The organism is Thermoanaerobacterium butyriciformans (assembly GCF_017874545.1).
Taxonomy (GTDB): Bacteria; Bacillota; Thermoanaerobacteria; order Thermoanaerobacterales; family Thermoanaerobacteraceae; genus Thermoanaerobacterium; species Thermoanaerobacterium butyriciformans.
Window position 1 is genome coordinate 1 of the sequence record NZ_JAGGLT010000003.1, and the last position, 13,561, is coordinate 13,561.

The following is a 13,561-nucleotide window of genomic DNA, read 5'->3' on the forward strand; positions in this document are numbered from 1 at the left end:
ACAAAGAAAAAATTCTTACGATGTAAATAAAGATGTAAGTGAATTGGAAATCGAAAAATGATTTCAGAATGAAATTTTGGGGGATAAATTTAAAAATATATCTCCTGAAATTCAGTTATATCAGGCAACAGAAGTTGCCGAGAATACTCAATAATGAAAGGGAGGAAATAAAGTGGAAAAAAATAAAGTTAATTATTTAAAACGGATAGCGATAAATATTAGAAAAGATTCTCTCAATGTTCTTAGATTGGCTGGTTCCGGTCATATTGGCGGTTCATTATCAGCGGTGGAAATAATGGTATATCTATATTTTTACAAAATGAACGTGGATCCAACTGATCCTTATAAAAATGACAGAGATATTTTTATATTAAGTAAAGGGCATGCATCAATAGGATATTATTGTGTTCTTGCTCGCAAAGGATTTATGGCTTACGATGAATTAAAGACGTATAGAAAAATAAATTCAAGGTTGCAGGGGCATCCACATATAGATGATGTTCCAGGAATTGAATGCAGTAGTGGATCATTAGGACAAGGTTTATCTTTTGGGATTGGAATTGCCCTTGGTTATAAGAAGAAAGGTTTTAGTAGTAGTGTTTATGTGATGGTTGGCGATGGTGAACTTGAAGAAGGGCAAATATGGGAAGCTTTAATCTTACAAAGCTATCTGAAATTAGATAATCTTATTATAATAATAGATAACAATAAACTTCAATTGGATGATTTTACAGAAAATATTACAGGTATTAATAATCTAAAAAAGAAATTTGAATCTTTTGATTTCAATGTGTTCGAAATAGATGGTAATGATTTTGAATCTATTGATAAAGCATTTTCAAATCTAAGAAATGATAAGCCAAACATAATTATTGCAAATACAGTTAAAGGTAAAGGCATATCTTTTATGGAAAATAAAATAGAATGGCATTCGAAAAAAATTGATGATGAAGTGTATAAAAAAGCAGTTGAAGAACTTAATAGTCAGGGGGAATCTTTAAATGAATAATATAATAGCACCAAGAGATATGTTTGGCAAAACTCTTCTTGAACTTGGAGAGATTAACGATAATATATTTGTTATTAATGCAGATGTGTCAAAAGCTACTAAGACTGAAGAATTCGCTAAAAAATTTGGTGATCGATATATAAATGTCGGGATATCTGAACAAAACATGGTAGGCGTTGCTGCTGGACTGGCCAGAGTAGGATTTATTTCTATTATGAGTACATTTGCGAGTTTTGCTCCTGGGAGATGCTATGATCAAATAAGGCAGAGTATAGCTTATTCTAATTTAAATGTAAAAGTGGCATCGACGCATCCCGGACTTGCAGTAGGACCAGATGGAGCTATGCATCAATGCCTTGATGATGTTGCATTAATGAGGGAATTGCCAAATTTTATAGTTCTTGCTCCATCTGATCAGATTGAAACTAAAAAAGCAGTTATAAAAGCGATTGAGTATAATGGACCGGTATACATTAGGATTGGCAGGATGGAATGTCCCATATATTTTAAAGAGGATTGGGACTTTGAAATAGGGAAAGCGTATATTTTAAAAGATGGTAGCGATGTGACACTTATTGCACATGGGTCAATGGTGCATATTATCTATGAAGCATCAGATGAGTTAGAGAAAGAAGGGATAAGTGTTAGAGTAATTGATATGCCTTCTATAAAACCTATTGACACTAAAGTTATAATAAAAGCAGCTATGGAAACAAGAGGGATTATAGTTGCAGAAGATCATTTCATATATGGTGGATTATATAGTGCAGTTTGCGAAGTTACTTCAAATTTTTCACCTTGTATTGTTAAGGCAATAGGCGTTCAAGATATATTTGGTGAATCTGGGAGTCCATTAGAGCTATATAAAAAGTATGGGCTTACAAAAGAAAATGTTATTCTTAAAGCCAAAGAAATATTGAAATCTTAAATAGATTTTGACTTAATAATCTTTCACCCCCTTGACAATTAATTAACATACTGATATAATTTTCGTAGAATGCATTCGGTGAACATGTTCAATAAAATTAAGAAAAGAAGGGGACTTTTTATGGACAAAAAGTACAGCATTCTCTTTGATGAAGTGTCTATCGGAAGCTGTGTCATCAAAAACCGCTTTGCAATGGCTCCTATGGGACCATTAGGCCTTGGTGATTCCGAAGGTGGTTTCAATCAAAGAGGAATTGATTACTATGTTGAAAGAGCTAAAGGTGGTACAGGACTTATCATCACTGGCGTTACTTTTGTTGACAATGATATAGAGAAGCATGACATGCCTAATTGCCCATGTTCTACACATAATCCAGTTCACTTCGTTAGGACTGCTCGTGAGATGACGGAAAAAATACACGCTTATGGTTCTAAGGTATTTTTACAATTATCTGGTGGATTTGGAAGGGTCACGATTCCTACAAATTTAGGAGAACATCCACCTGTTGCGCCATCGGCTATCCCACATCGTTGGCTTGACAAAACATGCCGCCCTCTTACAAAAGAGGAAATTCGCAGGATAGTTGTGCAGTTTGGCAAAGGTGCTTATAATGCGAAGCGTGCAGGATTTGACGGCGTACAGATACACGCGGTACACGAAGGATACCTTTTAGACCAATTTGCCATATCTATGTTTAACAATCGAACAGATGAATACGGCGGAAGCCTTGAAAACAGACTGCGCTTTGCAAGGGAAGTCTTGGAGGAGATAAAAAGCACATGTGGCAGTGATTTCCCGGTGACGTTAAGGTACAGTGTAAAAAGCTTCATCAAAGATTGGCGTAAAGGTGGTCTTCCAGGGGAAGAATTTATAGAGAAAGGCAGAGATATTGAAGAAGGGATAGAGGCAGCTAAGCTTTTGGTTGAATACGGATACGATGCTTTGGACGTAGATGTAGGAAGCTACGATGCATGGTGGTGGAGCCATCCGCCAATGTACCAAGAAAAAGGCCTTTACATCCCATATGCAAAGATGGTAAAAGATGTAGTAGACGTGCCTGTAATATGCGCAGGACGTATGGATAATCCAGACCTTGCATCAGATGCTGTAAGAGATGAAGCATGCGACATAGTATCACTTGGCCGTCCACTTTTGGCTGATCCCGATTATGTAAATAAGCTTAAAGCAGGTGATACTGCTTCTATACGCCCTTGCTTATCATGTCATGAAGGATGTATGGGACGCATACAGGAGTATTCCGCATTAAACTGTGCAGTAAATCCACAGGCATGTCGCGAAAGCGCTGAGCGGCTTATACCTACACAACACAAAAAGAAAGTCTTAATTGTAGGTGGCGGTGTAGCAGGATGTGAGGCAGCTCGCGTATTAGCACTTCGCGGACATGAGCCAATCGTGTATGAAAAAACTGATAGATTGGGCGGAAATCTGATTCCAGGCGGCGTGCCATCGTTTAAAGAAGATGATCATGCGCTGGTGGCTTGGTATGAGAATGAACTTAAAAAGTTAAACGTAGAAGTTCATCTAAATTCAGAATTAGATGCTGACGATGTCATTAATTTTGGCGCAGATGTGGTGGTAGTCGCCACAGGTTCAAAGCCAAAAGTGTTTTCACTGGGAGAAGGACCTTTATATACCGCTCAATATGCGTTGTTAGGCAAAGTTGACATAGGAAATGATGTGGTCATAATTGGCGGTGGACTTGTAGGGTGCGAGACAGCGCTGTGGCTTAAAGATATGGGCAAAAATGTGACGATAGTTGAGGCGCTTCCAAAGCTTTTAGCTGTGAATGGTCCATTGTGCCATGCAAATAGCGATATGCTAAAAGAATTAATACCTTTTAAAGGAATAAAGACTATAACATCTGCAAAAGCTACCGCATATGACGGAAAGGTGCTTAAAGTGAATACTCCTGATGGTGATATAGACATTGCGGCAGATACAGTTATTCTTGCGGTTGGATATGCTCCGTCTGATTCTCTGTATAGAGAAATAAAGGATAAGATTTCAAACGTATATCTTATAGGCGATGCTGGCAATGTTTCTAATATAATGTATGCAATATGGAATGCCTTTGAGGTTGCTAAAAATATAGATTAGAAGAACAGGAGAGAGATTGGTGCCAGAAAGTTTAACTTCCAGAGAAAAGCAGGCTATTGCTACTAAAAAGAGGATATACAGTTGCGGTGTAGAGCTCATAAAAAAACACGGGTATGACAACATAACTGTAAAAGACATAGCAGAAAAGGCCAATGTTTCGATAGGAAATTATTATCACTACTTTAGATCCAAATATGATCTTTTAGTGGAGATATTTAAGCATGGCGATGAATTTTTTGAGGCTGAAGTGCCTAAGATTTTAGAGGCTTATACAGACTGCAAGGATATATTGGTTCAGTATTTTCTCATATATGCCAAGCTTGCAATAAATGATGGAGTAGATATGGCTAAAAATCTGTATATTCCGACGAATAAGATGTTTTTAACACATGGGCGTTCTATGCAGAATATGCTTATTCAAATATTAAAAAATGAGCAAGAAAAAGGCAAGATACCCGGCACTTTTAACTGTGAGGAAATTACAGAGAAGCTATTTATTGTAGCGAGAGGTGTAATATTCGACTGGTGTTTAAAAGACGGAAAAACTGATCTTTTAGCTGAGATGGAAGACATAATATCCAGAATGGCAGAAAGCTATATAGTAAGGTAGAATAAAGATATCTGTAATCTTTTATGGCAGCTTTTTATTTCTTTTGGTTTACAAGTCATCAATTTGTGTTATAATAAAAGCTAATATTATTTCTAACAGTTTAAGCAGCAACTTAAAAATTTTGTACAAATCTAGTTGGCGGTTTTGTTTCCGCCTTTTTTTGTTGGTGGACATTAGCTTCACCTCCTTTTCTTTGGAGGTCATGACTATTAACAGTGTAATCTTATATTTCATTGTATTATTCTTTTTAATGCTATATAATGAAATATGGCATTACTGATGAGGGAGGAAAAAATGCAGATATTCATAGTCATACTTAATTATCTTTTGATGTTATTTATTGGCCTTATAGACAACATAAAAGGTCCTATAATAGCTCCGATAAAATCTTTTTATCACATTGATTACACTTATATAGGTCTTTTGCTATTCATCGGAAGCCTTGGTTTTATCATAGCTTCGTTTGTTGGTGGGATAGTAGTAAATAGATATGGCAGTAAGGCAGCTTTGTCAGGTGGCCTCATTTTTATTATATTAGGAATACTTGGATACTTTCTATCGCCGTTTTTCTTCGCTTTTGCAATCTTTTTCTTCATTATGAATTTTGGTTTAGGAATGTTGGAGATAGGAATAAATGCTACTGCCGCAGTTGCGTTTATTGTAAATCAGGCGTTAATGATGAATCTTTTACATTTCTTTTATGGAGCCGGTGCCACGATTTCGCCAAATGCAGCGGGAAGACTTGTATCTTTAAAGTATTCATGGCAAAACATATATCTTTTTGGCGGTATTTTGGCTTTTTTAATACTTATTGTGGTTTTGTTTACGAGATTTCCTGGCACAGCTAAATATGTAGGTAGCGGTAAAGTAAAATATTTGGATGTACTAAAAGATAGGCATGTTATTTTGTTTTCAGTCATGTTAGGATTTTACATCGCATCAGAAGTCGGCATAGGCAACTGGGCTGTGACGTACCTTAAAGGATCTTACGGCATGAACAGCGTAAAAAGCTCTATGTACCTGTCGCTTTTCTTTGCTGCTTTTACAATAGGCAGGCTTTTAGGCGGGTTTGTAGTTGAGAAAATAGGATATGTGAAAAGCATATTCATATTTGCATCACTGGCAGCATCTTTTGTCGCCTTAAGCATGGTAAATCAAAATTTGTCTATTTTATTGTCGATTGCAGGATTATTCTACTCCATAATATATCCCACAACGATGGCATTAGCTATGAAGAGCTTCAAAGAAAACACAGGCGTTGTCATAAGCGTCATAGTTACTGTAAGCTCATCTATAAACATGGTGGCCAATTTTATAATAGGAAAGCTAAGCGATTTATTCGGTGTCTTTATAGGTTTTTCTTTTATTGTAGTTTTTATGGTGCTTGTAATTGTCATGCTGAAGGTGCTGTCGTCATCTTTAAAGTCGTATTCGCAATAAAAAACTCCCGTATTTGGGAGTTTTGACTTTAGATTAAGTTTACACTTTCAAGAAGCTTGACATTATCAAGTATTTTGTCAGGAGTTCCTACAGTTTCAATTGTGTGAGATTCATTCATTATGACTATTCTATCAGCAAGGCTTCTTGCCAAATCCAAATCATGTGTTGATATTACCAGTGTCTTGCCTTTATTGCTTAAATTGCTTAACATATTAATAAGCCACTTCCTAGATCTTGGGTCAAGTCCGTTTGTAGGCTCATCTAAAAGCAGTACTTCAGGATTTATAACCATTATAGATGCCAGAGCGACTTTTTTCTTTTCGCCGCCGCTTAGCCTGTGGGGAGGTCTGTCTTGCAATTTCGAAAGTCCAAATGATTCTAATGTTTTATCCACCATCGATTTTACTTCTTCTGGATTTAATCCCATTTGAAGAGGAGCAAATGCTACTTCATCAAATACGCATGTGTTAAAAAGCTGAACATCAGAGTCCTGAAAAAGATAGCTGACTTTTCTCCTAAATTCATATTCTTCATCGCTTTTCATATTCAATATTGATTTATTAAAAGCTAATACATCACCACTATCTGGCTTTATTAAGCTATCCATTAATTTCAGCAAAGTAGACTTTCCTGAGCCGTTTGCGCCTAAGATGATGAGCTTCTCGCCTTTATATACGTTAAAACTTACATCAATAAGTGCTGGTATTGACTTTATATACGAGTAAGAAACGTTCTTAAGTTCGAATATTATATCCAAAGTTTGCCTCCTTTTAAAAGAAAGAATATCATAAACAATGATACATTGAAAATTATCCAGATTATGTCGCTGCGGCTGATTTTGAAGTTATTTATGGTTTTGTATTCACCTTTATAACCTCGGGATATCATGGCATTGTATACATCATCGCTTAATTGTTCCGATTTTATCAACAGATTACCCATTGACGACGCTACGAATTTTCTTTCGCTTTTGCCTTTAGATTTCCCAACACTTCTGCTTTTTCTAGCCAGAAACATATTTGATGCTACATCAAGAAACAGCGTTATATACCTTAGTGATATATCAAGTGTGGCGGAAAATACCTTTGGAAGCTTAAAATATCTTAGGGCTTTCAATATTTCGATCCATTTTGTAGATAAAGTTAAGATGTATATAAAAGACAGCGAAACAAAAGAGCGCATAATGAAAATCAATGCGCTTAAAGCACCACCCTTTGTAATGTAGAGACTCCCGGTTATATAAATAAGCGGTTTGCCAGGCCTTACTACGTTAAACAATGAAGGGATTAGTACAATGCCTGTAAATACTATAGATACTGCTGAAATCCTTGCTATGTAAGATTTCATAGGAATCTTTGAAAGCACAGCTAGTATAAGTGAGTACACCAGCATTATTGCCATATAGTACAATGAGTTGCCTAAATTGGCTATTACTATTAGGAGTATGATAGAAAGAAGTCTAACTCTTGGGTCAAGTGACTGCATCAACCCTTTTTTGTTTGCAATTTCATCTGATGCAAACATGTCTTCAAATGTACTTTGTATACCTAAAACTGTCTTTTCTATAAAGTTACTCATTTTTCTCCTCTGGTTTACCAATTATTTTGCTAAGTATAAAGAATACTAAAGCAATTATGGCGATTCCCACGACAGCCGAAAATATATACCCTATTGATAATTGAAAGAAGTTCTTATCAAAGCCTGGTATGCTGTAATCAGGCAATATGACCCTTATTGTATCTGAGAAATGCTTCATTCCGCTTGGTACATATCCTACCATGCTTTTTATCTCGTCTAAGCCCCATTCGCCCCATGCTGAACCAGGTGCTAAAAGTCCAATCGGTGTAAGCAGTATCAAAACTATTGCAGCTATCAAAAATTTTTTCACTTAGCTTCACCTCTTAATCTGTAAGAGAATTTGTAAAGTATGTTGCCTTCACCGGCTCTCATCAGGTAGTAAACTACAAGTCCAGTTATAACTGCTTCTACTAATCCTGCCACTGTTAGATGCGCTATCATCATAGCAGGTATCGATTGACTGAGTCCGTAGGGAAAGTACAAGGCACGGCCGTCTGCTGCATGAAATAGCACAGGTTGCAGACCTAATTCTATTGCAGTTGCAAGTGCTGCTGCATTTATGCCTATGTATGCACCTATGGCAGATGATATGACTTTTCCAACCTTTAGCTTTTGAAGCAGCGCGTATACACCGTATCCTGCGAAAGGCGCTAAAAAAGCCATGTTGAAACTGTTTGCTCCAAGAGCTAGAATTCCTCCATCGCCAAAAAACAGCGACTGTATTAAAAGGGCAATCGTCAGTGAAATGCTGGCACCCCATGGACCTAAAGCAATGGCTAAAAGCGTTGCACCTACTGCGTGTGCTGTTGTGCCACCAGGTATTGGCACGTTAAACATCATTATTGTAAAAGCAAATGCTGAGCCTATTGCCATTGTAGGTACATCTTTTTTGTCAAAAGTGTCGTTTACTTTTTTGGTGGCAGTAGCTAAAACTGGTACCATAGCTGCTCCCATTACAGCACATGTGGCAGGACTTAAATATCCATCTGGTATATGCATAAAAACTCCCCCTTTATAAGTTTTTGCCTGTCGTCGTCATGACAAGCTTTCCATGCTTTACGCCTTTTGTGCTTATTATCTCGTCTGCTATAGCTGATATAATCTTTGAAGTGCCTTTTACAACCATCACTTCAAGGCAATTGTGCTCATCAAGGTGGACGTGCATGCTGGAGATTATGTTTTCATGGTGTCCATGCTGAATGTCTACCAGTTTGTCGCTTATCTCCCTTACTTCATGGTTGTAGACATACGTGACAGTGCCGATTGATTCGGCGTCATCTGATTTGCACTGGTTTTCTACTATGTAATCTCTGATCAAATCTCTTATTGCCTCAGACCTGTTTTTATAATTTTTTGACTCAATCAATTTATCAAACTGTGAAAGTAAATTTGCTTCCATTGAGACTCCGAAGCGGGTGATTTCTTCCAGACAAATCATCTCCTTGTGTGTTACTTTTATAAAAATAATAGCACTAAACAGATCGATAATCAATAGTGCAATAAAAATTCGGAATACTGTATCAATTTAAATTATTGAAATTTGTTGTGCTGTAATATATGATATAGAAAAGAGGATTTTATCAGTTTTGTATTGATGAAAAGGAGGAGAAGATGGATATAAGGTCTTATGAATTAGAGATAGATGAAAAGTCTGTTTTGAGATATTTAGGATATAGAGATGTTGAAGTAGATGAAGATTTATTAAATGAAGTGAGAAATGCAATAGATGAAGCCCATCAGCTTGTAGTTTCTACTGTATGCTTTGACAGGTTTGCCATTAAGTACGACGATGCAAAGGATGAGATAATTGTGTCTTCTGACACATTAAATGATGACTACATAGTGGATAAATTAAAAGGTGCAGAATATGTTATTATGGCTGTTGCAACGATAAAAGACAAAATTGAAAGTGTGTCATCTCAGTTTTTTAACGCTGGAAAGTACATGAAAGGTATGATATTTGATGCTGTAGGAAACGCAGCGCTGGAGGATCTATGCCAGAAATTCTATTGCGACATGATAGATGAGCTAGAAAAAGAAGGGCTTGGTGCAACTGAGATGATATTCCCCGGTGATAGCAAGTGGGATATAAATGCGCAGAAAATAATATTTAAAAACCTTGATGCGTCAAAAATCGGCGTGACGTTGGATGAGAATCACACGATGCACCCTATGAAGTCACTTTCATTTGTTTTAGGAGTTGGCAAGGGTTTAAGGTCAAATGAATCGCATCATGACTGCAGCAAATGCGATTTTTCTCAATGCATCTACCGCATGGCTAGAAAGAGGAAGCACATCGTAAAAGTCAACTATGGCGGAAAATACAAGGAAATTGAGGTATACGATGGGGCAAATCTATTTAAAGTACTGTTAAAGAACGGTGTACCAGTTCCTAATTCATGTGGCGGATACCACACCTGCGGAAAATGCAAAGTCATAGTAAGTGAACATCTTTCAATAAGCGGTGAAGAAAGACAATATCTAAGCGATATGGAGATTGAAAGAGGCATAAGGCTTTCGTGCTTTTTAAATATAGATAGGGATCTTAATGTTACAGTTTTAGATGAAGGCGATGCTTTGATACTTACAGACAGTATTGATACATTTAATCTAGATGAATTAAGCCCAAGAGTTAAAAAGAAAATAGTGAAGATGAATTTGCCAATGCTAGATGACCAGAGGGATGACATAAGAAGAATTAGTGATTCATTAGGCTTTGGTGTCAATATGCCTTTAAGCGTATTAAAAACACTTCCTGACATATTGGAAAGCAATGATTACAATGTCGCTTTGGCTTTGAGAGGCAATGAGATAATCTCAGTAGAAGCTGTAGATTCGATTGACAGTGTTTATGGTATATCTATAGATATAGGCACTACAACTATAGCAGCATATCTATATGACATTAGGACTGGGGCTAGGTTAGACGTGTATTCTGATGTGAACCCTCAAAGGTCATATGGTGCTGATGTCATATCAAGGATAAACTGTACAATCAAAGAAGATGACGGACTTTTTAAGTTGCACAAAATTATAGTTGACGAAATAAATAAGATCGTAAATGCTTTTTGTACCAGAAATGCTATATCTAAAGAAAATATATATGAAATTGTCATAGTTGGCAATACTGTAATGATTCACTTAGCTTTAGGTGTTACGGTTAAAAATATCGCCAATTCGCCTTATATACCTGCATTTACGTCATCAATCGAGGTGAAGTCACGGGACTTGGGGATAGACATAAACAGAGAAGGATACATTGTTACACTTCCTATGGTTGCATCATACGTTGGAGCAGATACAGTGGCGGCGGTCCTTTCAAGCCGCATCTTTGAAAGTGATGATATATGTTTGATTGTAGATATAGGGACAAACGGAGAGATAGTGTTGGGAAATAAAGAATTTCTCATATCATGCTCTGCCGCGGCAGGACCTGCTTTTGAGGGTGCTGATATAACGTTTGGTATGAGCGGTATAGAAGGTGCCATCGACCATGTTGATTTAAAGAGAGATCCTATATTTTCGACAATTGGAGGAAAGAAATCAAAAGGCATATGCGGTTCTGGTATCGTGGATGTGATAGCAGAGCTTTTTAAGCATGGAATAGTTGATAATACTGGAAGGATATTGGATAAAGATGAAGTGACAAGCGTAGTTGGTAAAAAGTTTTTAGATCGCATTGTACAATACAATAAAGTACCAGCATTTTTAATAGATGATGAGAATGGGATTTACTTGACTCAAAAGGACGTAAGGCAGGTGCAATTGGCAAAGGGAGCTATACAGGCTGGAATCAATATTCTCATGAGAGAGATGAATATTGATGAAGAAGATATAAAAAAAGTTTACTTGGCAGGAGGGTTTGGCAGCTACATAAGCGTAGGAAGCGCTGCAGCAATAGGGCTTATACCAAAGGGATTAAAAGAAAAGGCAGTTCAAATAGGGAACGCAGCAGGGTTAGGTGCATCTTTTGCGCTTCTTTCTGATGAGATGCTTGAGAAATCTAAAGTGATAAGAGATAAGGTCAAGTACATCGAACTTTCAAATAACCCATATTTTCAAGAGGAATTTTTAAAATCCCTGTACTTTTAAAATTTCTCTTATTTTTTAAAAGCGTATTGACTACATGGTCAATAAGTATTATAATTTAAGAATAAATTGACCTCATGGTCAAAAGGAGGTATTTAGTGTGAATGTTATTGAAGTAAATAATCTTACAAAGTATTACGGCAAATCCAGAGGTATAATCGATGTAAGCTTTGATGTGGAGGAAGGTGAAATCTTCGGCTTTATAGGGCCTAATGGAGCAGGGAAATCCACCACTATAAGGATACTTTTATCACTTATTTATCCCACATCTGGCAGTGCTAAGATTTTTGGCAAAGACTGCATAAATTATGGTCCTGAGATAAAGAAAGACATTGGGTATCTGCCGTCGGAAGTGTTTTACTACGACAATATGAAAGTTATTGACCTTTTAAAATATTCTGCAAGTTTTTATAAGAAGGATTGTAGCAAGAGGATAAAAGAGCTATCGGAGATGATGGACTTAGATCTAAATAAAAGGATTGATGATCTTTCATACGGAAATAGAAAGAAAGTGGGAATCCTTCAGGGACTTCTGCATGAACCAAAGCTTCTCATACTGGATGAGCCAACAAGCGGACTTGACCCACTTATGCAGCAGAGATTTTTTAATCTATTGAGAGAGGAAAACAAAAAGGGTGTCACTATTCTATTTTCATCTCATATATTAAGTGAAGTTCAGAAATTATGTAATAGAGTTGCTATCATAAAGGAAGGAAGAATAATAAGTCTGGAGAAGATAAGTACTCTCAGGGAAAACAGCTATAAGAAGGTGACAATTGAGGTGAATTCTCCAGTTAAAGGTGAATATTTTAGTATAGACGGTGTAAGCAATTTAGAAATGAAGGATAACACAATAAGCTTTTTGTTCAAAGGCGATACTAATTTGATAGTGAAAAAAATAGCAGAAATAAGCATATCTGATGTTACGATTGAAGAACCAAGCCTTGAAGAAATATTCATGCACTACTATACGAGGGGGTAGGAAAGATGAACATGGTTTTGCACGAGTTAAAGTCCTGCAGAAAATCTACTATAGTATGGGCCATATCCATAGCTTTAATGACAATATTTTTTCTATCCTTGTATCCGTCATTTTCCAGTAGTGCATCATTGGTGAAAAAGATTTTAGAAGGTTATCCTGAGCCTGTAAGAAAAGCTTTTGGCATTTCCATAGATGACGTTACAAAGTTTTTGGGTTTTTATTCATACATGTTTTCTTATGTGGTACTTTTAGGTGCCATACAAGCTATGAATTACGGCATATCTGCAATATCAAAGGAGATAAAGCTAAAGACAGCAGATTTCCTTATAACAAAGCCTGTAAGAAGGGACGAGGTTTTGACGTCGAAATTATTTGCATCATTGATTTCATTGATTATAACCGATATTATTTATCTGGTTACTGCATTTATTACAGCAGAATCAGTGGCAAAAGAATCGTTTAACATTAAACTCTTTTTCATGATTTCTGTCACGCTTTTCTTTGTTCAGGTCATATTTATGTCAATAGGTATTTTATTATCAACAATTATGAGAAAAATTAAGTCAACTATATCTATCTCTTTAGGAGTAGTATTCGCCTTTTATATAATAGGGATGCTTCAAGCTACGTTAAATGACAAAGCAATGAAGTATATAACGCCGTTTAAATATTTTGATGCAGGATACATCATAAAGAATTCTTCATACGATATGACATTTGTCATTATATCTTTATTTGTAGTAGTTGTATCAATTTTGTTAAGCTATGTCTTTTTCTTAAAAAGAGACATATACGCTGTTTGAGGAG

The 13,561-nt window shown here is 36.4% G+C and carries 14 protein-coding genes; 8 read left to right on the forward strand and 6 right to left on the reverse strand.

Going from position 1 to position 13,561, the window contains the following annotated elements:
* Window positions 1–172 precede the first annotated feature (172 nt).
* The 4 genes from J2Z80_RS01930 (at window position 173) to J2Z80_RS01945 (ending at window position 4,665) form a co-directional block, all read left to right on the forward strand.
* Window positions 173–1,009, forward strand: a complete 837-nt coding sequence (locus tag J2Z80_RS01930) for a transketolase (protein ID WP_209452874.1) — start codon at window positions 173–175, stop codon at window positions 1,007–1,009.
* Entirely contained in the window at window positions 1,002–1,937 is a 936-nt protein-coding gene (locus J2Z80_RS01935) for a transketolase family protein (RefSeq protein ID WP_209452875.1), read from the forward strand. The genes J2Z80_RS01930 and J2Z80_RS01935 overlap by 8 nt, the downstream gene beginning before the upstream one ends.
* 120 nt (window positions 1,938–2,057) lie before the next feature.
* Window positions 2,058–4,055 (forward strand): oxidoreductase, encoded by a 1,998-nt coding sequence (locus J2Z80_RS01940; RefSeq protein WP_209452876.1) that lies wholly within the window; start codon window positions 2,058–2,060, stop codon window positions 4,053–4,055.
* A 19-nt stretch (window positions 4,056–4,074) separates the two neighbouring features.
* Window positions 4,075–4,665, forward strand: a complete 591-nt coding sequence (locus tag J2Z80_RS01945; RefSeq protein WP_209452877.1) for a TetR/AcrR family transcriptional regulator — start codon at window positions 4,075–4,077, stop codon at window positions 4,663–4,665.
* Window positions 4,666–4,713: 48 nt separating this feature from the next.
* Here the strand turns inward: J2Z80_RS01945 and J2Z80_RS15090 are convergent, their stop codons facing one another.
* Complete coding sequence (locus tag J2Z80_RS15090; protein WP_280953153.1) at window positions 4,714–4,839, reverse strand: hypothetical protein; 126 nt, start codon at window positions 4,837–4,839, stop codon at window positions 4,714–4,716.
* 120 nt (window positions 4,840–4,959) lie between these two features.
* On the opposite strand from J2Z80_RS15090, the gene J2Z80_RS01950 reads away from it, so the two are divergent.
* Entirely contained in the window at window positions 4,960–6,105 is a 1,146-nt protein-coding gene (locus J2Z80_RS01950) for an MFS transporter (RefSeq protein ID WP_209452878.1), read from the forward strand.
* A gap of 28 nt (window positions 6,106–6,133) precedes the next feature.
* On the opposite strand, the gene J2Z80_RS01955 is transcribed toward J2Z80_RS01950, so the two are convergent.
* From J2Z80_RS01955 to nikR, 5 genes are read right to left on the reverse strand one after another with little or no spacing between them, the layout of a single operon-like run.
* Window positions 6,134–6,862 (reverse strand): energy-coupling factor ABC transporter ATP-binding protein, encoded by a 729-nt coding sequence (locus tag J2Z80_RS01955; RefSeq protein WP_209452879.1) that lies wholly within the window; start codon window positions 6,860–6,862, stop codon window positions 6,134–6,136.
* Entirely contained in the window at window positions 6,853–7,683 is an 831-nt protein-coding gene (cbiQ, locus tag J2Z80_RS01960; RefSeq protein ID WP_209452880.1) for a cobalt ECF transporter T component CbiQ, read from the reverse strand. Before cbiQ ends, J2Z80_RS01955 begins: the two co-directional genes overlap by 10 nt.
* A complete protein-coding gene (locus J2Z80_RS01965) occupies window positions 7,676–7,993 on the reverse strand; it encodes a PDGLE domain-containing protein (protein WP_209452881.1) in 318 nt (105 codons plus the stop codon). The genes cbiQ and J2Z80_RS01965 overlap by 8 nt, the downstream gene beginning before the upstream one ends.
* Window positions 7,990–8,682, reverse strand: coding sequence for a cobalt transporter CbiM (gene cbiM, locus J2Z80_RS01970; RefSeq protein ID WP_209452882.1), 693 nt, complete (start codon window positions 8,680–8,682; stop codon window positions 7,990–7,992). The genes J2Z80_RS01965 and cbiM overlap by 4 nt, the downstream gene beginning before the upstream one ends.
* 13 nt (window positions 8,683–8,695) lie before the next feature.
* Complete coding sequence (gene nikR / locus J2Z80_RS01975; protein WP_209452883.1) at window positions 8,696–9,121, reverse strand: nickel-responsive transcriptional regulator NikR; 426 nt, start codon at window positions 9,119–9,121, stop codon at window positions 8,696–8,698.
* A 173-nt stretch (window positions 9,122–9,294) separates the two neighbouring features.
* Between nikR and J2Z80_RS01980 the strand changes: the two genes are divergently transcribed.
* The 3 genes from J2Z80_RS01980 to J2Z80_RS01990 all read left to right on the forward strand — a co-directional run bounded on the left by J2Z80_RS01980 (window position 9,295) and on the right by J2Z80_RS01990 (window position 13,557).
* Window positions 9,295–11,775: an ASKHA domain-containing protein gene (locus J2Z80_RS01980; RefSeq protein ID WP_209452884.1), complete on the forward strand. Its 2,481-nt coding sequence runs from the start codon at window positions 9,295–9,297 to the stop codon at window positions 11,773–11,775.
* 97 nt (window positions 11,776–11,872) lie between these two features.
* The gene (locus tag J2Z80_RS15095) at window positions 11,873–12,754 is read left to right on the forward strand and encodes an ABC transporter ATP-binding protein (protein ID WP_209452885.1); all 882 of its coding nucleotides are present in this window, start codon (window positions 11,873–11,875) and stop codon (window positions 12,752–12,754) included.
* Window positions 12,755–12,759: 5 nt separating this feature from the next.
* A complete protein-coding gene (locus J2Z80_RS01990) occupies window positions 12,760–13,557 on the forward strand; it encodes an ABC transporter permease subunit (protein WP_209452886.1) in 798 nt (265 codons plus the stop codon).
* Window positions 13,558–13,561 lie beyond the last annotated feature (4 nt).